Origin of the sequence: Micromonospora sp. R77 (assembly GCF_022747945.1) — a bacterium.
Classification (GTDB): Bacteria; Actinomycetota; Actinomycetes; order Mycobacteriales; family Micromonosporaceae; genus Micromonospora.
The window spans coordinates 5,759,023-5,779,305 of sequence record NZ_JALDST010000001.1 but is presented as its reverse complement, the minus strand read 5'-3'; the positions used below and the strand labels follow the sequence as shown (position 1 = coordinate 5,779,305).

The 20,283-nt window shown below is 73.5% G+C and carries 16 protein-coding genes and 1 pseudogene; 12 read left to right on the top strand and 5 right to left on the bottom strand.

What is annotated here, in order from left to right; genetic code table 11:
• Positions 1 to 1,902, bottom strand: a complete 1,902-nt coding sequence (htpG, locus tag MRQ36_RS26785) for a molecular chaperone HtpG (protein WP_308194920.1) — start codon at positions 1,900 to 1,902, stop codon at positions 1 to 3.
• Between the two features lie 134 nt (positions 1,903 to 2,036).
• Between htpG and MRQ36_RS26780 the strand changes: the two genes are divergently transcribed.
• The 9 genes and pseudogenes from MRQ36_RS26780 (at position 2,037) to MRQ36_RS26745 (ending at position 9,833) form a co-directional block, all read left to right on the top strand.
• Positions 2,037 to 2,762, top strand: coding sequence for a FadR/GntR family transcriptional regulator (locus MRQ36_RS26780; RefSeq protein WP_242799495.1), 726 nt, complete (start codon positions 2,037 to 2,039; stop codon positions 2,760 to 2,762).
• Positions 2,759 to 3,586: a sterol desaturase family protein gene (locus tag MRQ36_RS26775; protein ID WP_242799493.1), complete on the top strand. Its 828-nt coding sequence runs from the start codon at positions 2,759 to 2,761 to the stop codon at positions 3,584 to 3,586. The genes MRQ36_RS26780 and MRQ36_RS26775 overlap by 4 nt, the downstream gene beginning before the upstream one ends.
• Complete coding sequence (locus MRQ36_RS26770; protein WP_242799492.1) at positions 3,583 to 4,236, top strand: lysoplasmalogenase; 654 nt, start codon at positions 3,583 to 3,585, stop codon at positions 4,234 to 4,236. The genes MRQ36_RS26775 and MRQ36_RS26770 overlap by 4 nt, the downstream gene beginning before the upstream one ends.
• Positions 4,237 to 4,541: 305 nt before the next feature.
• Positions 4,542 to 5,420, top strand: a pseudogene (locus MRQ36_RS34755) (S8 family serine peptidase); the annotation flags it as partial.
• 35 nt (positions 5,421 to 5,455) lie between these two features.
• The gene (locus MRQ36_RS34750; RefSeq protein WP_374251204.1) at positions 5,456 to 5,779 is read left to right on the top strand and encodes a S8 family serine peptidase; all 324 of its coding nucleotides are present in this window, start codon (positions 5,456 to 5,458) and stop codon (positions 5,777 to 5,779) included.
• Between the two features lie 547 nt (positions 5,780 to 6,326).
• Positions 6,327 to 6,884: a hypothetical protein gene (locus MRQ36_RS26760; protein WP_242799490.1), complete on the top strand. Its 558-nt coding sequence runs from the start codon at positions 6,327 to 6,329 to the stop codon at positions 6,882 to 6,884.
• A gap of 78 nt (positions 6,885 to 6,962) precedes the next feature.
• Positions 6,963 to 7,460: an SsrA-binding protein SmpB gene (smpB, locus tag MRQ36_RS26755; RefSeq protein WP_242799489.1), complete on the top strand. Its 498-nt coding sequence runs from the start codon at positions 6,963 to 6,965 to the stop codon at positions 7,458 to 7,460.
• A 130-nt stretch (positions 7,461 to 7,590) separates the two neighbouring features.
• On the top strand, positions 7,591 to 8,871 hold the full coding sequence (locus MRQ36_RS26750) for an MFS transporter (protein ID WP_242799487.1): 1,281 nt from the start codon (positions 7,591 to 7,593) through the stop codon (positions 8,869 to 8,871).
• A 77-nt stretch (positions 8,872 to 8,948) separates the two neighbouring features.
• On the top strand, positions 8,949 to 9,833 hold the full coding sequence (locus tag MRQ36_RS26745; protein ID WP_242799486.1) for an SGNH/GDSL hydrolase family protein: 885 nt from the start codon (positions 8,949 to 8,951) through the stop codon (positions 9,831 to 9,833).
• A gap of 49 nt (positions 9,834 to 9,882) precedes the next feature.
• Here the strand turns inward: MRQ36_RS26745 and MRQ36_RS26740 are convergent, their stop codons facing one another.
• Entirely contained in the window at positions 9,883 to 12,522 is a 2,640-nt protein-coding gene (locus MRQ36_RS26740; protein ID WP_242799485.1) for a glycoside hydrolase family 3 N-terminal domain-containing protein, read from the bottom strand.
• 256 nt (positions 12,523 to 12,778) lie between these two features.
• Here MRQ36_RS26740 and MRQ36_RS26735 point away from each other — a divergent pair, with 256 nt between their 5' ends.
• Both MRQ36_RS26735 and MRQ36_RS26730 read left to right on the top strand, forming a co-directional pair.
• Complete coding sequence (locus MRQ36_RS26735) at positions 12,779 to 14,011, top strand: glycoside hydrolase family 16 protein (protein WP_242799484.1); 1,233 nt, start codon at positions 12,779 to 12,781, stop codon at positions 14,009 to 14,011.
• Between the two features lie 139 nt (positions 14,012 to 14,150).
• On the top strand, positions 14,151 to 15,377 hold the full coding sequence (locus MRQ36_RS26730) for an SLC13 family permease (protein ID WP_242799483.1): 1,227 nt from the start codon (positions 14,151 to 14,153) through the stop codon (positions 15,375 to 15,377).
• A 119-nt stretch (positions 15,378 to 15,496) separates the two neighbouring features.
• Here the strand turns inward: MRQ36_RS26730 and MRQ36_RS26725 are convergent, their stop codons facing one another.
• The gene (locus MRQ36_RS26725; RefSeq protein WP_242799482.1) at positions 15,497 to 16,375 is read right to left on the bottom strand and encodes an LLM class flavin-dependent oxidoreductase; all 879 of its coding nucleotides are present in this window, start codon (positions 16,373 to 16,375) and stop codon (positions 15,497 to 15,499) included.
• Positions 16,376 to 16,599: 224 nt separating this feature from the next.
• Complete coding sequence (locus MRQ36_RS26720) at positions 16,600 to 17,559, bottom strand: hypothetical protein (RefSeq protein WP_242799481.1); 960 nt, start codon at positions 17,557 to 17,559, stop codon at positions 16,600 to 16,602.
• Positions 17,560 to 17,975: 416 nt separating this feature from the next.
• On the opposite strand from MRQ36_RS26720, the gene MRQ36_RS26715 reads away from it, so the two are divergent.
• Positions 17,976 to 19,355 (top strand): NAD(P)/FAD-dependent oxidoreductase, encoded by a 1,380-nt coding sequence (locus MRQ36_RS26715; protein ID WP_242799480.1) that lies wholly within the window; start codon positions 17,976 to 17,978, stop codon positions 19,353 to 19,355.
• 42 nt (positions 19,356 to 19,397) lie between these two features.
• On the opposite strand, the gene MRQ36_RS26710 is transcribed toward MRQ36_RS26715, so the two are convergent.
• A complete protein-coding gene (locus MRQ36_RS26710) occupies positions 19,398 to 20,168 on the bottom strand; it encodes a hypothetical protein (RefSeq protein WP_242799479.1) in 771 nt (256 codons plus the stop codon).
• Positions 20,169 to 20,283: the final 115 nt, after the last annotated feature.

The following is a 20,283-nucleotide window of genomic DNA, read 5'->3' as shown; positions in this document are numbered from 1 at the left end:
CTAGAGGGTACGGGCGAGGCGGTCGGCGAGGATCCGGGTGAACCGGGCCGGGTCGGTCAGGTCGCCGCCCTCGGCGAGCAGGGCCATGCCGTACAGCAGCTCGGCGGTCTCGGTCAGCGCCGCACCCTCGGCGCCCTGCTCGTGGGCCTTGCGCAGGCCGGTGACGAGCGGGTGGCCGGGGTTGAGTTCGAGGATCCGCTTGACCCGCGGCACCTCCTGCCCCATCGCCCGGTACATCTTCTCCAGGGTGGGCGTCATGTCGTGGGCGTCGCCGACCACGCACGCCGGCGAGGTGGTCAGCCGGGAGGAGAGCCGGACCTCCTTGACGCTGTCGGCGAGCGCCTCGCTCATCCAGGTGAGCAGGTCGGCGTACTCCTTCCGCTCCGCCTCGGTCTTCGCCTTCTCCTCCTCGGTCTCCAGGTCGACCTGACCCTTGGCGACCGACCGCAGGCTCTTGCCGTCGTACGCACCGACCCGCTCGACCCAGACCTCGTCCACCGGGTCGGTGAGGATCAGCACCTCGTAGCCCTTGGCGCGGAACGCCTCCAGGTGCGGCGAGTTCTCGATGGTGCCGCGGGACTCGCCGGTGGCGTAGTAGATCTCGGTCTGGCCGTCCTTCATCCGCGCGACGTAGTCGGCCAGCGTGGTCGGCTCGTCGGCGTCGTGGGTGGAGGCGAGCCGCAGCAGGTTCAGCAGGGTCTCGCTGTTGTCGGTGTCCTCGAGCAGCCCCTCCTTGACCACCGGCCCGAACTCGGTCCAGAAGGTCCGGTACGCCTCGGCCCGCTCGGCCTTCATCTCGGTGAGGGTGGCGAGCACCTTCTTGACCAGGCGGCGGCGTACGGCGCGGATCTGCCGGTCCTGCTGGAGGATCTCCCGGGAGATGTTCAGCGACAGGTCGTGGGCGTCCACCACACCCTTGACGAAGCGCAGGTAGTTCGGCATGAGCGCGTCGCAGTCGTCCATGATGAAGACGCGCTTGACATAGAGCTGCACGCCGCGCCGGCCCTGCGGGGAGAAGAGGTCCAGCGGGGCGTGCGAGGGCAGGAAGAGCAGCGCCTCGTACTCGAAGGTGCCCTCCCCGCGCATGTGGATGGTCTCCAGGGGGTCGGCCCAGTCGCGCGCGACGTGCTTGTAGAACTCGTGGTACTCGGCCTCGTCGACCTCGTCGCGGGAGCGGGCCCAGAGCGCCTTCATCGAGTTGAGGGTCTGCGTCTCGGTCGTGGTGGCGCCCTCCTCGCCGGGGCGCTCCACGGTCATCCGGATCGGCCAGGCGATGAAGTCGGAGTAGCGCTTGACGATCTCCCGGACGGTCCACTCGGCGGTGTAGTCGTGCAGGTTGTCCTCGGTGTCGGCGGGCTTGAGGTGCAGGGTGACCGAGGTGCCCTGCGGGGCCTCGTCGACCGCCTCGACGGAGTAGGTGCCCTCACCGGTGGACTCCCAGCGGGTGCCGCCGGTCTGGCCGGCCCGCCGGGTCACCAGGGTGACCTTGTCGGCGACCATGAAGGTGGCGTAGAAGCCGACGCCGAACTGGCCGATCAGCTCCTGTGACGCGGCGGCGTCCTGCGACTCGCGCAGCTTGCGCAGCAGCTCGGCGGTGCCGGACTTGGCGATGGTGCCGATCAGGCCCACGACCTCGTCGCGGGACATGCCGATGCCGTTGTCCCGCACGGTGAGCGTACGGGCGTCCTTGTCGATCTCCAGCTCGATGTGCAGGTCCGCCGTGTCGACGTCGAGGTCCTTGTCGACCAGGGACTCCAGCCGCAGCTTGTCCAGCGCGTCGGACGCGTTCGAGATGAGTTCGCGCAGGAAGACGTCCTTGTTCGAGTAGATCGAGTGGACCATCAGCTGGAGCAGCTGACGGGCCTCGGCCTGGAACTCCAACGTCTCAACCCGGTCGCTCACACCGACTCCCTTCCATCCCTCGGGGTTTCCGGCGACAGGATACGAGGTGTGTGCACCGGGACAGCAGAGGGTGGCCGGGTCGATCTGGTCCAACCAGTTGACGAGTTGATGTGCGGCGGCTCACACTGCTGCCCATGGCCTTCGTCCCCGTCCCCCGCGCCTCGGTCTCCGACCACGTCTTCGGCCAGCTCCGCGACGCCATCGTCAGCGGCCGCTACCGGCCGGACGAGACCCTGCCCGGTGAGCGGGAGCTGGCCGCCGCGTTCGCGGTCAACCGGCACGCCGTCCGCGAGGCGCTGCGCCGGCTGCAGCAGCTCGGCCTGGTCCGGGTCAGCCAGGGCGGCGCCACCCGGGTGCTCGACTGGCGGGTGCACGCCGGGCTCGACCTGGCGCTGTCGCTGACCCAGTCGGGGGACGTACTCCCGGTGGAGACGCTGGTCCGCGACATGCTGGAGATGCGGGCCTGCGTCGGCGTCGACGCGGCCCGGCTCTGCGCCGAGCGCGGCGACCCGGCGGTCACCGCCGCGCTGGTCCGGGCCGCCGAGGAGTACGGCACGCTCGCGCCCGACCTGGACCGGATGGCGGCGGCCAACATCACCATCTGGCGGCTGGTCGTGCGCGGCTCCGGCAACACCGCCTACCTGCTGGCCTTCAACAGCCTGGTGGCCGGCGCGCTCGCCGTGGGCGACGTGCCGCCCGCCGGCCGGGCCGCCGAACTGCTCGACGTCGCCGGCCACCGCCGGCTCGCCGCCGCGATCGCCGCCGGCCAGGGTACGGCCGCCGCCCGGCACGCCCAGGCCCTGCTCACCGCCCCCCTCACCACCCCCACCACCGTGTCCGGAAGGGAAAACCGAGCATGATCCCCGCCGTGCTCTACGCCGTCCCGGCGTTCCTGCTGCTCATCGTCATCGAGGCGGTCTCCTACCGGTTCCTGCCCGACGACACCGAACGCGGCTACGAACTGCGCGACACCACCACCAGCCTCTCCATGGGCCTCGGCAGCCAGCTCATCGGATTCCCGTGGAAGCTGCTCACCGTCGGCCTCTATGCGGCGCTGTGGACGATCGCCCCGATCCACCTCTCCCCCGCCCACTGGTGGACCTGGGTGATCGTCTTCTTCGCCGACGACCTGGCCTACTACTGGTTCCACCGGCTGCACCACGAGGTACGCGTGCTCTGGGCCAGCCACGTGGTGCACCACTCCAGCGTCCACTACAACCTCTCCACCGCGCTGCGGCAGAGCTGGACGCCGATGACCTCGCTGCCGTTCTGGCTGCCCCTGGCCCTGCTCGGCATCCCGCCGTGGATGATCTTCCTGCAGCAGTCGATCAGCCTGCTCTACCAGTTCTTCCTGCACACCGAGCGGGTCGGCGTGCTGCCCCGGCCGATCGAGTGGGTGCTCAACACCCCGTCGCACCACCGGGTCCACCACGGCTCCAACGCCGAATACCTGGACCGCAACTACGGCGGCATCCTGATCGTCTGGGACCGGCTCTTCGGCAGCTTCGCGCCGGAACGCGCCCCCGTCCGGTACGGCCTGACCACGAACATCACCACCTACAACCCGCTGCGGGTGGCCACCCACGAGTTCGCCGCCATCTGGGCGGACGCCCGGGCGGCCACCTCCTGGCGGCACCGGCTCGGCTACGTGTTCGGCCGCCCCGGCTGGCAGCCGGCCCGGTGAGCCGCCACTGGCTACGACTGTTCGGGCTCGTCGCCGCCGTCGAGCTGATCGGCGTCGGGTTCCACCTGACGGCGGTGCAGTGGCTGGCCAAGCCGCTGCTGGCGCCGCTGCTGCTGGCGTACCTCTGGACGGTCCGGCGACGGGTCGACGGGGTGGCGGTCGGCCTGCTCCTCGCCTGCGCGGGTGACGTGGCACTGCTCGTGCCGGGCCGCACCGCGTTCCTGGTGGGGATGGGCTGCTTCCTGGTCACCCAGCTCTCCTTCCTCACCGCCTTCCTGCGGCACCGCCGGCCGCCGGCGCTCGCGGTAGCCGCCTACCTGCTCGCCTGGGCGGGGGCGAACGCGCTGCTGTGGGGCACGTTGGGGCCGCTGCGGCTGCCGGTGCTCGGCTACAGCCTGGCGCTGTCGCTGATGGCCGCCGCCGCGACCGGGGTGTCGGCGCGCACGGCGGTCGGTGGGGCGCTCTTCCTCGTCTCCGACCTGATGATCGGGCTCGGCGCGGCCGGGGTGCGGCTGCCGGCGCAGGGCCTGCTGGTGATGACCACGTACGCCGCCGCGCTGCTGCTGATCACCACCGGCTGGGTCGACGCCCACGCCACCGGTCGGCCGTCGCCGCTGCCGGCCGAGCCGGCGCGTCAGCGCACGCTCTGATCCGGCACGAGCCGGGAGGTAGTGGCCTCCGAAGCCCGACGAGGCCACTACCTCCCGGCTGCGGCGTGCTCTCGCCGAGCGGCGGTGCCTCCGGGGCGTCCCACAGTGCGAACGGGCCGTCGTAGCGCGTCGCAGGCCAGTGGCCCGGTGTTAACTTTCGCAAGATCCCGGAAATTCTTTCTTCTCATGAGTGTCCACTTGCAATCCTTGAAAGGTCTTACATGGACACCTAGCGTGGAGCCGGCGCCGCGGTGCGCGGGGCCGCGTCCGAGTGCGAAGGAAGACCCGTGTCCATCCATACCCCGATGCACCTGGTGGTGGCGGTCGCCGCCACCCTGCTGCCGGCGGTCCCCGCCGTGGCCACCCCGGCCCCGCCGCCCGGGACCACCGGCACCAGCTCCTTCCTGATCGGTCCGGCGACGCGACGCGGCGTCGCCCCCGGCCGGCTCGCCGACGACCTGGCCGCCGTCGGCCGGGCCACCGGCCAGCGGCTCACCGTCACCCGGGTACTCGCCACCGGCGACCTCCTCGTTCGCGCCGACCGGCCGCTGGCCCCGGCCACCAGCGCCGCGGTGCTCGACCGGTTGCGCCGCCGCGCCGACGTCGGCTGGGCGGCCCCCGAGGCGCGGCTGCACGCCGACGCCACCCCCGACGACACCCGCTGGGCCGAGCAGTGGGACCTGCACGACCCGCTCGGCGGCGTCTACGCCGGGCCCGCGTGGGACACCGGCGCGGACGGTGCGGGCGTCACGGTCGCCGTACTGGACACCGGCGCCACCACGCACCACGACCTGGCCGCCCACCTGGTCCCCGGGTACGACTTCGTCAGCTCTGCCGCCGACGCCCGGGACGGCGACGGCCGCGACCCCGACGCCACCGACCAGGGCGACTGGGCGGAGCCCGGCGACTGCGGCGACCGGTTCCGGCCCAGCAGCTGGCACGGCACCCATGTCGCCGGCACCATCGCCGCGACCCGGGACAACGGCACCGGCATCGCCGGGCTCGCCCCTGGCGCGCGTATCCAGCCGGTACGGGTGCTCGCCCGCTGCGGTGGCAGCACCGCCGACCTGGTCGACGCCATCGTCTGGGCCTCCGGCGGGACGGTGCCCGGCGTGCCCGACAACCCCACCCCGGCGCGGGTGCTCAACCTGAGCCTCGGCGCGCCGGGCGCCTGCGACCCGGCCACCCAGGCGGCGGTCGACGGCGCGGTGGCCCGGGCGTGGCCGTGGTCGTGTCCGCCGGCAACGCCGGTGCCGACGCCGCCGACTACACCCCGGCCAGCTGCGCGGGCGTGCTCACCGTGGCGGCCAGCACCCGCACTGGCGAGCCGGCGGCCTACTCCAACCGGGGTACGGACGTCGAACTCGCCGCCCCCGGCGGGGACCACGAGCACGGCGTGCTCTCCACCGTCGACACCGGCGCCACCGTGGCCGAGGGCGACGGCTACGCCGCGTACGCCGGCACCAGCATGGCGGCACCGCACGTGGCCGCCGCCGCGGCGCTGCTGCTCGACGCCGCCCCGACCTCGTCCCCGGCGAGCTGACCGGGCTGCTCACCCGCACCGCCCGGCCCACCGTCGCCCCCGACGACTGCCGCTGGGCGCGGGCGTGCTCGACGTCGACCTGGCGCTGCGCGCCGCCACCGGGCACCCCGGCGACACCACCCGCGTCCTGCTCCAGGTGGGCGTACGCCCCGGTGACCCGGCGATCGACGGCCCGGGGGTGCACCTGGCCGGCACGCTCGACCGGCTCGGCACCGGGCTGCCCGACTGGGACCCCGGCGCCTACCCGCTGCACCGGGTGGACGCCACCGGCCCGTACCGGACGGTGCTGACCGTGCCGGGCGGGACGGAACTGGAGTACAAGTACACGCTCGGTGACTGGGCGCACGTCGAGCAGGACTACACCGACAGCGACGCCGGTTGCTTCGACATCGACAACCGGCGGCTGCTCGCCGGGCCCGCCGGCACCACCCAGGTGGTTGCCGACCTGACCGGCAGCTTCCGCGGCGTCTGGCCCTGCCGGCGCTGACCCGCGCACCGCGACGTCCCACCACCGTCCCCATCCCGATCCGCAACCGGAAGGACGATCATGCGACGCATCCTGCGTACCGTGCTCACCACGCTCACCCTGGTCGCCGCCGCGCTGGCCGCGCCGGCCGCCGCGCACGCCTCGCCCCTGCCGCCGCAGGAGCTGGGCGGGCTGGACCTGTCCGCGTACTGCCGGTCGGTCGGCGCGGCCGAGGCGACGCTGATCGGCGGCACCGCGTACGACTGGCACTGCCGGACCGCCGACGGGCGGCAGACCGACCTGGCGTTCGACGCGGCCTGCCGGTGGACGTACCGGACCGACGCGGCCGTCGACCGGATCGGCAACTTCTACGACCCGACGTCGGTACGCTGCTGGCGCGTGCGGGCCGACGTGGTCGTCCCCGACTTCACCCGCTGGTGCCAGGTGACCGGGCACTCCGACGCGGTGCTGACCGGCGGCACGGTCTACGACTGGCGGTGCGTGTCGTACAGCCGGGCCGGGGTGACGTACTCCGCCGTCGACGTGCTGGCCACCTGCCGGGAGACCACCCTCGGCTACGCCACCGTCGAGCGGTTCGTCAGCTTCCGCGACGCGTACTCCTGGCAGTGCCGGGTCTGATCTCCGGCCGCCCGTCGGTGCCGGTCCCGGCCGGCACCGACGGGTATCCTGCTCCCGGTCGAGCAACGGGAGGCGGGCGTGGCCAGGGAGACCGGGCGGAAGGTCATCGCCACCAACAAGAAGGCCCGGCACGACTACACCGTCCTCAAGACCTACGAGGCGGGGCTGGTGCTGGCCGGTACCGAGGTAAAGTCGCTGCGCGAGGGGCGGGTGTCGCTGGTCGACGCGTTCGCCCAGGAACGCGACGGGGAGCTGCTGCTCTACGGCCTGCACATCGCCGAGTACGGCTACGGCACCTGGACCAACCACGCGCCCCGGCGCACCCGCAAACTGCTGCTCAACAAGATCGAGATCGCCCGGATCCTGGACAAGCTGCGCGAGGCCGGCGGCGGGTACACCCTGGTGCCGCTGTCGATGTACTTCTCGAACGGCTGGGCCAAGGTCGAGCTGGGCCTGGCCCGGGGCAAGAAGTCGTACGACAAGCGGCAGGCCCTCGCCGAGCGGGACGCCAACCGGGAGATCGCCCGGGAACTCGGCCGCCGGCTCAAGGGCCGTACCGCCACCCGGCGCGACTGACCCGCCGGGCCATGATCGTGTCCCGGAGCCGGTGCCGGACGGGCCGCCTGGCCGGCCCGGTGGAGCCGAGGCACAAGACCTCTCGTCCTTCATATCCCGTCGGTTCGGGACAGGCCCGCCGGGGGCCGCGGTGAGCCGCGACCGCCGGCCGTTGGTCGGGCTGCTGATCGGGCACGCCGTCTCGCTGACCGGCAACGTGCTGACGCTCATCGCGCTGCCGCTCTACGTGCTGGCCGAGACCGGCTCGCCGGCGGCCACCGGGCTGGCCGGCGCGTTCGCCACCGCGCCCGTGGTGCTCGGCGGCGCGTTCGGCGGGGTGCTGGTCGACCGGATCGGCTACCGCCGGGCCAGCGTGCTGGCCGACGTGGTCTCCGGCGTGACGGTCGCCGCCGTACCCCTGTTGCACGCCACGGTCGGCCTGCCCTTCCCGGCCCTGCTGGCGCTGGTCTTCGTCAGCGGGTTGCTGGACACCCCGGGTCAGACCGCCCGCACCGCGCTGCTGCCGGAGGCGGCGGTCGCGGCCGGGGTGCCGATCGAGCGGGCGGTCGGCTGGCAGGAGGCGACCTCGCGCGGCGCCCGCATGATCGGCGCGCCGGTGGCCGGTCTGCTGGTCGGCGTGCTGGGTGCGCTGCCGGTGCTGGCCGTCGACGCGGCGACGTTCGCCGCCTCGGCGCTGGTCGTGACGCTGCTCGTGCCGCGCGGCCTGCGGCCGTCCGTCGAGGAGGCCGAGGCGGATGCCGGCGGCTACTGGCAGCAGTTCTCCGCAGGGCTGCGCTTCCTGGTCCGCGAACCGTTGCTGCGTGCCATGGTCCTGCTGGTGATGGTGACCAACCTCTTCGATGCGGCCAAGAGCAACGTGCTGCTGCCGGTCGTCGCCGACCGCGACCTGGGCGGACCGGCCGCGTTCGGCCTGCTGGTCGGGACCATGGGCGCGGGCGCGCTGGTCGGTTCGCTGCTGTTCAGCGCTGTGGGGCACCGGCTGCCCCGCCGGGCCGCGTTCGTCACCGCCTACGCGGTGTGCGGAGCGCCGCCACTGTGGGCGCTCGCCGCCGCGCCACCGCTGCCGGTGGTTCTCGCGGTCGTCGCGGTGGCCGGCCTGGCCGCCGGCGCGATCAACCCGTTGATCGGCGCGGTGGAGCTGGAACGGGTGCCGGCAGCCATGCGGGCCCGGGTGTACGGGGTCATCGGCGCCGGCTGCTGGGCCGCCATGCCGGTCGGCGCGCTCGGCGCCGGGCTGGCGGTCGACCGGTTCGGCACCACGGCCACCATGCTCACCGTCAGCGCCTGCTATATGTTGGCGGTGCTCACGCCACTGTGGGGCGGGCCGTGGCACGCGATGCGCCGGCCGCCGCCGGTGGCGCGGCAGCGGGAAGCCGAACCCACCCGTCCCACACCCGCCACACTCGAATGATTGCTGTCTATATTGACCCTCGGCGTCATCGCGGACAGAATCAGCGCACCCGTGATCCCCCACCGCCGGGAGCCCCCATGACCCGTCCCCGCCCGTTCCGGACGGCCGCCCGGATGGCCGCACTCGCCACCGCCGTCGCCGGAACAGTGCTCGCCGTCACCCCACCCGCCAGCGCCGCCGTGCCCACCGGGCGCTACGTCGCGCTGGGCGACTCGTACACCGCCGGCCCGCTGATCCCCACCCAGGTCGACCTCAACTGCCTCCGGTCGAACCGCAACTACCCGTCCCTGGTCGCCGCGTCCGCCGGCTCCGCCGCCCTCGCCGACGTGAGCTGCTCCGGCGCCACCACCGCCGACATCCTCGTCGGCGGCAGCGGTGAACTCGGCATCCCGCTGCCGCCGCAGCTCAGCGCGGTCACCGCGGACACCACGCTGGTCACGGTCGAGATCGGCGGCAACGACATCGGCTTCTCCGGCATCATCAGCGACTGCGCGCAGGCCAGCCTGAAGAGCCCACTCGGATCGCCCTGCAAGAACACGTACACCGCCGGGGGCACCGACCAGCTGCGGGCGCGCATCGACGCCACCGCGCCGAAGGTGGCCAGTGTGCTGCGATCCGTCCGGGCCGCTGCCCCGGGCGCGCGCATCGTCGTGCTCGGCTACCCGGCGATCCTGCCGGACAGCGGCTACGGCTGCTGGCCCGTCGTCCCGATCGCCTACCAGGACGTGCCGTACCTGCGCGGCGTCGCAAAGGCGCTGAACACGATGCTGGCGAACACCGCCGCCGCCAACGACGCCACCTACGCCGACGTCTACACCCCGTCGATCGGCCACGACACCTGCAAGAGCAGCAGCACCCGGTGGGTGGAGGGCCTGGTCCCGGAGAACTCGGCCGCCCCGTTCCACCCGAACGCCCGGGGCGAGGCGGGCATGGCCACCGCCCTGCTGGCCACGCTGAACTGACCGCCTGCGGAGGGGCCCCGCACGGTGACCGGGGCCCCTCCGCACACTCTCACCGGGCGACGCGGACGAGCAGGCCGAACGCGCGCAGCGGGTCACCGGTGAGCTGGGCGTGCTCGGCGTCGGCGATCAGCGCCGCCCAGTCCGCGGGTGCCGTGCCCCGCACGACGGCCGCCTGGGCGGCGTCCCGGACGACGGCGAGGATCGCGTCGACCAGCGCCGGGTCACCGCCGCGCAGGTGCCGCCCGAGCAGCGGCAACACCTCGGGGGCGTCGCGCAGCGAGCCGTCGAGGTTCCACGCCGCCGCCGCGAGCGCCGCCCGCAGCTGCGGCCGGTCGGCGGCCACCGCCGCCAGCCGGGACCGGGCCGGATCGGTACGCAGCCCCCAGCCGAACGGGTACAGCGGCCGGTAGTCGGCGTCGCCGACGTTGATCGGCACCTGCGCCTCGGCACCGGGCCAGCTCACCGGCAGCCGGCCGGTGAACGGACGACGACCGAAGAGCACGTCGGCCACCCCGGCGCCCTCGCTGCCGGGCAGCCAGGACGCGACCAGCGCGTCGATCTCGCCGAGCTGGTCGGTGACGACCTGCGGCCGGCCGGAGACGACCAGCACCACGCAGGTCGGCAGCGCGGCGCAGACCTTGTCGACGACCGCCCGGTCGGCGGGTTGCAGGCGCAGCGACTTCTCCTCCTGCTGCGGCACGGTGCACCAGCCGCACTCCGGGCCGCCGACGTCGCCGTAGCCCTCGGCGTACGGGGTCTCGCCGACCACCACCACGCCGACCTGGGCGTCACCGGTGGGCGCGGACGCGTCGGCGCTGTACGTCACCCGGGCCTGCGGCGCCACCTCCCGGATGCCGTTCAGGATCGAGGTGCCGGGGATCGTGTCGGTGCCGGAGACGCCCTGCCAGGCGATGGTCCAGCCGCCGGCCTGGTTGCCCAGGTCGTCGGCGTTGCGCCCGGCCACGTAGAGCTTCGCGTCGGGGCGCAGCGGCAGCGCCTGCCCGCTGTTCTTCAGCAGCACCTGCGACTTGGCGACCGCCTCCCGGCCGATCGCCCGGTGCGCGGCGCTGCCGACCCGGTCGACGTTGGCGGCCGAGGCGTACGGCTGCTCGAAGAGGCCGAGGGCGAACTTCTGGGCCAGGATCCGGCGGACCGCGTCGTCGATCCGGGCCTGGCCGACCCGGCCGGCGGTCACCTCGGCGAGCAGCAGCTGCTCGAACTGCTCGGCGGTGTTGGGCTCCATGAACATGTCGCTGCCGGCGTTGACGCCGACCCGCACCTTGTAGCCGGTCAGCCCGCCGTTGGTCGGGTCGGCCGGGTCGGGGATCTGGTGGATGCCCTCCCAGTCGGTGATCACGAAGCCGTCGAAGCCGAGCCGGCCCTTGAGCTCACCGGTGATCAGGTCGGGGTTGGCGTGCATCTTCGTCGGGTTGCCGAGGCCGTCCTCGGTCCAGTCCACGCTGGAGAACGACGGCATCACGCTGCCGATCCGGTGCCGGCGCACCGCCGGCCCGTACGGGGCGAGGTCGACTCGGGCGAAGTGCTCCCGGTCGGTGACGGTGACGCCCTGGTCGATCGGGTACTTCTGCTCCCACCAGGGCTTGCCCTCGTTGGCGGCGGCGGTGGCCTCGTCGTAGTCGGTGTCGCCGTCACCGGCGAAGTGCTTGGCGGTGGCGAGCACCCGGTCGTCGTCGGCGAGCCGGCCCGGGCGGCCCTGGAGGCCGTCGATGACGGTCTCCATCGACACCACCAGGGCCGGGTCCTCGCCGAAGCTCTCGTAGCTGCGGCCCCACCGCTCGTCGCGGGAGACGCAGACGCAGGGCGCGAAGTTCCACGGGATGCCGGTGGCGCGCACCTCGGCGGCGGTGGCGTGGCCGACCCGTTCCACCAGTGCGGGATCGCGGGTGGCGCCGAGCCCGACGTTGTGTGGGAAGACGGTGGCGCCGTACACGTTGCCGTGGCCGTGCACCGCGTCGACGCCGTAGATCAGCGGGATCTGCAGCCGGGTGGCCAGCGCCTGCGCCTGGAGGCCGTTGACCATCTCGACCCAGGCGGCGGGGGTGTTGCTGGCCGGGGTGGAGCCGCCGCCGGAGAGCACCGAGCCGAGCTGCCACCGGGCGACCCGGCCGGGGTCGTCGGCGACGGCGGCGCGCTCCGCCTGGGTCATCTGGCCGATCTTCTCGGCGAGGGTCATCCGGGCGAGCAGGTCGTCGACCCGCCGCCGCACCGGCAGTCGCCGGTCGAGGTACGGCAGGCCGTGCGCGTCGATCACCACGGTCGGCGCGGTGCCGACGGTGGCGTCGGTGGAGTCGAGGGTCAGCGGGACGGTCTCGGCGGTCTCGGCGGCCCGGTCGCGGCGCAGCGTGACGGTGACCGGCCGCACGGTTCCCGACGGGCTGCCGGCCGGGAAAGTGAGCACGCCGGACGCCGCGGTGTAGTCCGCGCCGGGGGTGGCGGTGCCGGCGCCGGTCGCCCAGCGCACGGTGACCGGGATGGCCAGCGGCCGACCGTCGGAGGTGGACACCATCACGTCCACCGGGACCCGCCGGCCCTCCGGCGCCTGGTAGACCGGTCGTCCACCCCCGACGGTGACGGTCTGGGCGTCGGCGGCCGCCGCGGGTGGGGCCGGTGACAGGGCCACGGCCAGGGCGCCGACCCCGACAAGGGCGGCGTACCTGTGCGGTCTCATCTGGTGCCTCCTCACAGGACCGGTCACCGGTGTCCCCGTGGCCGGGCGGGCCGGGTCCCGTCCCCGGCATCCTTCCGAACCTGATCGGGCGGCGTCAATGTTTTCGGCCGGTTCCGGAACACCTCGGGGAGCGCTCCCTTGACAGGTCCGCACTTCGTTCATAGCTTCATTGAAGTCTATCTTTATGGTTTGTTTACCGTTCGTCGGGTGCCCGGCACCGGGGCGGGGACGACCGCACACCGAACGGAGGCACCCCGTGCGCAGCATCCGCATCCTCGCGGCCGTGGCCCTGGCGAGCGTGGGGCTGACGGTGGCGCTGACCGCCACCACCGGCAGCCCCGCCCAGGCCGGCCCCGGCACCGTCACCTGGTCCGACGACTTCACCGGCGCCGCCGGCTCACCACCGGACGCCGGCAGGTGGCGCTACGACACCGGCGGTGGCGGCTGGGGCAACAACGAACTGGAGTACTACACCTCCAGCACCCGCAACGCCGCCCTCGACGGCAACGGCAACCTCGTCATCACCGCCCGCCGGGAGAACCCCGCCGGCTACACCTGCTGGTACGGCAGCTGCCAGTACACCTCCGCCCGGCTGCTCACCAACGGCACCTTCAGCCAGGCGTACGGCCGGTTCGAGGCGCGCATCAAGATCCCCCGGGGGCAGGGAATGTGGCCCGCCTTCTGGATGCTCGGCAACGACATCGCCACCAACCCGTGGCCGAACAACGGCGAGATCGACATCATGGAGAACATCGGCGCGCAGCCGTCCACCGTGTACGGCACCATCCACGGGCCCGGCTACTCCGGCGCCGGCGGGCTCGGCGGCTCCACCTCGCTCCCCGGCGGGCAGGCCCTCGCCGACGCCTTCCACACCTACACCGTCGACTGGGCGCCCGACTCCATCACCTGGTACCTCGACGGGGTGGCGTACTCCCGCAAGACCCCGGCCGACGCGGGCGGCAACCGGTGGGTCTTCGACCACCCGTTCTTCCTGATCATGAACGTCGCGGTCGGCGGCAACTGGCCCGGCTCGCCCGACGGCAGCACCGCGTTCCCCCAGCAGATGGTCGTCGACTACGTCCGGGTCCAGGCCTGGGACAACGGCGGCGGCACCGCCGGCCAGATCGTCGGGTACGGCAACAAGTGCGTCGACGTGGCCGGCGCCAACACCGCCAACGGCACCCCGATCCAGCTGTGGACCTGCAACGGCACCGCCGCGCAGCGCTGGAGCTGGAACACCGACGGCTCGGTACGCGCCCTCGGCAAGTGCCTCGACGTGGCCGCCGGGTCCACCGCCAACGGCGCCAAGGTGCAGCTCTACGACTGCAACGGCACCGGCGCCCAACGGTGGGTGTTCAGCGCCGCCGGTGACATCGTCAACCCGCAGTCCAACAAGTGCCTCGACGCCACCGGCGTCAGCTCCGCCGACGGCACCCCGTTGCAGCTCTGGGAGTGCACCGGCGGTGCCAACCAGAAGTGGCGCCGCTGACCGGCGCCACCGTCCAGCTCGCGAGGGGCCGGCCGGTACGCCGATGCCACTGCCGCACCCCACCACCGCCACCCTGGGCGGCCGTCGCGGTCGAGTCGCACCGTACCGGCGGGCGGCGGGTGTGCGAGGATCGTCTCCCGTGGAGACCGTCGGCGAGCCGCCGTCCGCCGCGCCGGACCGATCCCGCTGGGGTCGGCTGCACGTGCTCGACTGGATCGCGCTCGGGCTCGCCGTGGCGGGTGTGCTCTGCGTCCTCACCGGGCTGCTGCCGGGCGCGGACGCCGAGGCCACCGTACGCCGGATCGTGCCCATCCTGATCTTCCTCGGCACGGTGGTGGTGCTGGCCGAGCTGACCGCCGTGGCGGGGGTCTTCGACGCCCTCGCCGTCCGGGTGGCGATCACCGCGCGGGGCAGCTACCGGGCGCTGTTCTGGCTCTGCGTCGGCTTCGCCTCGGCGACCACCGTCGCGCTCAACCTGGACACCACGGCGGTGCTGCTCACCCCGGTGATGATCGCGCTGGCCCGCAAGCTGGGCGTGTCGCCGACCCCGCTGGCGATGACCACGGTCTGGCTGGCCAACACGGCGAGCCTGCTGCTGCCGGTGTCCAACCTGACCAACATCCTGGCCAGCGACCGGATCGGGCTGGACCCGCTGCCGTGGGCGGCCCGGATGTGGTGGCCGCAACTGGTGGCGATCGTCATCACCATGCTGCTGCTGTGGTGGTGGTACTGGCGACCCGCCCGGGCCGGTGCGGACCCGTTCGTCCCACCGCCGCCGCACGTGCCGCCCGACCGGGTGCTCTACCGCACCGCGCTCGGCGCCTGCCTGCTCTTCGTCGCCGGCATCCTGGCCGGCGTGGAGATCGGGTTGGCGTCCGGGGTGGCCGCCGCGATCCTGGTGGCGGGTTTCGCCGTCCGGGCCCGCCGCGCGCTGCGCCCCGCGCTGGTGCCGTGGCGGCTGCTGGTCTTCGTCACCGGCCTGTTCCTGGTGGTCCAGACCATCGGGCGGCACGGCCTGGACGGGGTGATGGGCGCGCTGATCGGCGGCGACCCGGGCGCCGAGGGCGCGTTGCGGGCCGGCGCGGTCGGCGCGTTCTTCGCGAACGTGGTGAACAACCTGCCGGCGTACGTCGCCGGGGAGGCGGTCGTCGCAGCCGGGAACCACACCCAACTGCTGGCGCTGCTGGTCGGCACCAACGTGGGCCCGCTCGCCACGCCGTGGGCCTCGCTGGCCACCCTGATCTGGTACGAGCGGTGCCGGGCCGCCGGCGTGACGGTGCCGTTGGGCCGGTTCGTCGCCACCAGTGCGGCCCTCGCCGCGCTGGCCACCACCGCCACCGTCGCCGCCCTGCTGCTCAGCCCGTAACCGGCCGCCCCGCCCGCGATCCGCCCCGCCCGGGGACGGCGGTGACCACCGGGCGGCGCGGACGGACGGCGAGGATCGACACCCACGGTGGGCCGTCGACGGGCACCGGTGGGGGCAGGTCAGCGCACCATCGCGGCCAGCTCCTCGACCTGCGCCGGATCCTCGGCGTAGCAGTAGAGGACCAGCTCGTCGGCGCCGAACTCGCGGTAGGCGGCAACCGTGTCGGCGAGTTCCGCCGGATCGCTCAACGGGGCGCCCCAGTCCGGGCGACCGGTGAACGCGTAGTAGTCGGCGACCGCCCGCCGGGCCCGTTCCACGGTCTCGGGTGGGCCGGCCGCGACGGTGATCTGACAGACCAGCCGCGGTCGCCCGGCCCGCCCCACCTCGGCCCACTGCTGGTGCACCGTGTCGACCAGCGGGCCCGCCCAGGCGAGCGGGGCCGCGCAGAGGAAGCCGTCGCCGTACGCGGCGATCCGGCGCAACGCCGCCGGCGCGAAACCACCGACGAGGATCGGCGGGCCGCCGTGGACGGTCGGTCGGGGACCGATGAGGGCGTCGGCGTACGGCTCCCCGCGCCAGATCGCCCGCAGGGCGGGGAGCTGTTCGTCGAGGAGGCGGCCGCGTCGGTTCAGCGGGGTGCCGGCGGCGGCGTGGTCGTCGTCCCGACCACCGACGCCGATGCCGAGCACGAACCGGCCACCGGACATCCGGTCGAGGGTGGCGACCTGCTTGGCCAGCAGCGCCGTGCCGCGCAACGGGCCGAGCAGCACCTCCGTCTGCAACCGGATGCGGGTGGTGACACCGGCGAGAACGGCGAGCGCGACGAGCGGCTCCGGATTGTCGTACGCGAGCCGGTCGAGCAGCGCCAGCGAGTCGAAGCCGGCGGCTTCCGCGCGACGGGCCCAGTCGGGCAGGCAGCCGGGGTTGCCGATGGGGAGGCCGAGGCCGAGGTCCATGATGATCTCCTGAAGGTGGGCAGCGGACAGTGCTGTCGCCACCTCCTCCCCGCCCGAGCGGGGTCTCAGGTCCTCTGCGACGTCATTCTCGGACCGGAGATACGGAGTTCCGCACCGATCCTAAGGCAACCCCCGGCACGGTGCGTGGTCCCTCCGACAGTGGTCGCCACGACCGGCGCCAGCTGGCGGTCGCGCACGCGACGGGTGTCGGGGAGACGCCGACGCGGCGGCCGGGAGCCGGCCGCCGCGTCGGAGGGTCGATCAGGTCAGATGGCGCGGGCCCAGTCGATCCGGCTGCTGTCGTCGTACTCGTCGCCGGGGATCCACCACTGCTCGCCGAAGCCACTGGTGGAGACGATGATGTTGCCGCCGTCCGGGTACTCGTTGGTCGGCGGGATCGACATCGCCGCGCAGTAGCGGCCGTCCGGGGAGAAGACCGGTGAGGAGTACATCCACTGGCCGGTGGTGAGCCGCTTGAGGCCGGTGCCGTCAATCCGGACCGAGGCCAGCGACCAGGCGGTCCGCTCGTCGCCGTCCACGCCCCACCGGTTGGTGGAGAACACCACCCGCTCGGAGTTGGGCATGAAGACCGGAGAGTGGAAGCGCTCGCCCTCGACCCCGGGCGAGTAGATCCGGCGCAGCTTCCCGGTGGCCAGGGTCAGCGTGCGCAGCTGCGGACCTTCGGAACGGCTGTACCACCACATGGTGACCATGGAGCCGTCCCGGGACCAGTGGGGCTTGTTCATGTCGTGCCCCTGCACCAGGATCCGGGTGCCGCCGGTGGCGACGTTGACCGCGAGCAGGGTGTTCCGCTCGCGGAGCAGGGCGATCTCGGTGCCGTCCGGCGACCAGATCGGCCACTCCCAGTGGACCCCGTCCTCGGCGGGCAGCAGTGGCCGGAGCTGCCCGGTGACCCGGTCGAAGACCGACAGGGCGGCCGGGCGCGGCTCGTCCGGGCGCCATCCGCCGGAGAGGACGGCCACGTACCGGCCGTCGGGTGAGGCGACGCCGTCCCGGCAGTCGTCGATCAGCAGGCGCGGCGTGGTGCGGCCCGGCTCGACGGTGAACACGCCGTAGGTGCTGACCAGCCACGGCCCGTTGACCACCTCGGTGGTGTCGGCGGCGCTCGCCGGGAACGCCCGGGTCAGTCCGCCGGCCAGGCCGGTCGCCGCCGCGGCTCCGGCCAGGGCGGCGCCGCGCAGCATCGTCCGTCGATTCAGGTGCATTCGTTACCCCCGTGTGAAGAGACCCTGGCCTCACCCTCCAGATGCGACGGACGCCGTCGTATCGGACGACCGGCCCGACCCGGGTGGGCCGGTCGGTCAACACCGCCGCCGGCCGGGGCGTGCCATTCGGACCTTCCACAGCCCTCCGATCGCTCGAAGCCGACGTCGTCCATTCCGCTTTCATCCCGACCGGGCGCGTGACCGGTAGACGACTGAGATGTCGGTCACCAATGGCAGGGGAAACGTTTGGACAAGCGCGCTGAACAGGTCTTTCACGGCTCACCGGTCGGCCGTTTAACGGACTGGGAATACCGACGGGAAACGGTCTGTCAATTAGCCGTCCGGCAATTCGCTTCCGCCGCCACGCCGTCGTGCCGCTCACTGGGGACACCACTTGTGCAGAAACGGAGTCCACCGTGTCCACCACCCATGAGACCGGAGCGGCGATCGTCCTCGGCGGCAGCATCGGCGGCCTGCTCGCCGCCCGGGTGCTGAGCGACGCGTACGCGAAGGTGACCGTCTTCGACCGCGACCTGCTGCCGACCGCGGACGTCGACCGGCGGGGCGTGCCGCAGAGCATCCACTCGCACGGCCTGCTCGCCCGGGGTCTCCAGGTCCTCGAGGAGCTCTTCCCCGGCCTGACCGCCGACCTGACCGCCCGGGGCGCCGTCCCCGTCGACGTGCAGCGGGACTGCCTCTGGGTCAACGACGGCCACCGGGTCCCCCGGGTCGTCTCGGGGATGGCGGGGCTCTGCGTGAGCCGGCGCGCTCTGGAGGGGTACGTCCGGGATCGGGTCCGGGCGCTGCCCAACGTCGAGCTGCGCGACGGGTGCGAGGCGGTGGGGCTGATCGCCGACGCCGACGGCGGCACCGTCACCGGCGCGCGGGTCCTCCCCCGCGGCGGCGTGCCCGAGCGCCACGACGCCGACCTGGTGGTGGACGCCACCGGGCGCGGCAACCGCGGCCCCACCTGGCTCGCCGAACTCGGCTACCAGCCGCCCGCCGAGGACCGGGTCGACCCCGGCACGGTGTACGTCTCCCGCGAGTACCGTCGCACCCCCGGCGAGACCGACTTCGCCGCCTTCGTCAGCGGCCCGTCCCCCGAGACCCCGTACGGCGGGGTGGCCATCTCGGCCGAGGACGACCGGTGGATGGACACCCTGCTCGGCGTCGGCCCCGGCCAGGACCCGCCGGTCGACCCGGACGGCTACCTGGCCTTCGCCGGCCGGCTCCCCGCCCCGGAGCTGCACGCGCTGCTGAACCGGGCCGAGCCGCTCGGCCCGCCCCGCCGGCTGCGGCTGCCCACCAGCGTGCGGCGCCGCTACGAGCGCCTGACCCGCCTGCCGGAGGGCTTCATCGCGGTCGCCGACGCGCTGTGCAGCTTCAACCCCTCGTACGGGCAGGGCATGACGGTGGCCGCGGCGGAGGCGATGGTGCTGCGGAACTGCCTGCGGCAGGGCCGGCGCGGCCTGCCCCGGCGCTTCTTCGCCGCCGCGGCGAAGGTGGTGGACGTGCCGTGGGACATGGCGGTCGGCGCGGACCTGCGGTTCCCGACGGTGGTCGGGCCGCGCAGCCGGCGGACCCGTTTCCTCAACGGGTACGTCGCCCGGCTGCACGTCGCCGCGGCGCGGCACGCCGTCGTGGGACGCCGGTTCCTCGCCGTCGCCAACCTGATGACCCCGCCGCCGGCACTCTTCGCGCCGGGGATCCTCACCCGGGTGCTCTGGTCCGGCCGGCGCGCCGCCCCGGTGGTCGTCCCGCCACCGGCCCGGGTGGAGGAGCTGTCGGTGCGGTGAGCCGGTGCCACGGGCGGCCGGGCGCGAGGACCCGCCGCCCGCTCAGCCGCGCCGCGCGGACCCGTCGGCGAGCAGCTGCTCGATGGCGGCCCGGATGACCGGGTCCACCGGATAGCGCTGCACCAGCCAGGCCAGGGTGACCGCGGCGGCCCGCCGGTTGTCGGCATAGCCGGGGACCATCTCGGCCAGCGGCAGGACCTCCGGCGGGTACGCCGCCTCGACCCGCCGGGAGAGGTCGAAGGGGTCCCGGTGCCGGCCCGGCCCGGCGGCCAGGTTCAGCAACGACACCACCCGGTCGACCGCGTACGACTGGATGAACCGGGACGCGGTCAGCCGCTCCCCGCGCAGCTCGCGGTGCAGGCCGACGTAGAGGTTGGTCAGCGCCTCGTTGAGGTGGAACTCGACGGTGTCGAAGGGCGGCCCGGCCGGCGCCGGGCCGCAGCTGGCCAGGTCGGCGGGTGCGTCGGCGCGCTGCCACACCACCCGCGCCCCGGCAACGGGCAGGGCCCGCAGCTCGTCGACGGTGAACACGGCGTACTCGACGAAGACGCCGTCGGCGTAGCGCGCCTTACGGCCGTTGCGGTCGTTGGCGAAGCTGTACGCGACCGGGCAGGGCGCCGCCAGCCAGTCGATCGACGCCAGGTAGCGGGGCTTGGCGCCGTCGTCGACGATGACGAAGAAGTCCAGGTCGGAGTGGTCGTCCAGCCGGTCGTGCTCGATGCCGGCGGAGCCGAGGCCGAGCAGGGCGACGACGTCGCCCCGGGTGGCCAGGTGAGCGGCGAGGTCGTCCAGTCGTCGCAGCAGAGGATGCACGCGCGTCGTCCCTTCGTGAAGAGTCGACGTTTCAGCCCGTACGGCCCGTGGGGACCGCCGAGGTCGCGACATCCGATGTCCCGATCCTCGGACGGCGACCCACGCCCGTCAAGCC

Coding starts and splice junctions, on each gene's coding strand:
- MRQ36_RS26780 (WP_242799495.1), top strand. CDS start 2,037: ATGGCCTTCGTCCCCGTCCCCCGCGCCTCGGTCTCCGACCACGTCTTC.
- MRQ36_RS26775 (WP_242799493.1), top strand. CDS start 2,759: ATGATCCCCGCCGTGCTCTACGCCGTCCCGGCGTTCCTGCTGCTCATC.
- MRQ36_RS26760 (WP_242799490.1), top strand. CDS start 6,327: ATGCGACGCATCCTGCGTACCGTGCTCACCACGCTCACCCTGGTCGCC.
- MRQ36_RS26745 (WP_242799486.1), top strand. CDS start 8,949: ATGACCCGTCCCCGCCCGTTCCGGACGGCCGCCCGGATGGCCGCACTC.
- MRQ36_RS26740 (WP_242799485.1), bottom strand. CDS start 12,522: ATGAGACCGCACAGGTACGCCGCCCTTGTCGGGGTCGGCGCCCTGGCC.
- MRQ36_RS26720 (WP_242799481.1), bottom strand. CDS start 17,559: ATGCACCTGAATCGACGGACGATGCTGCGCGGCGCCGCCCTGGCCGGA.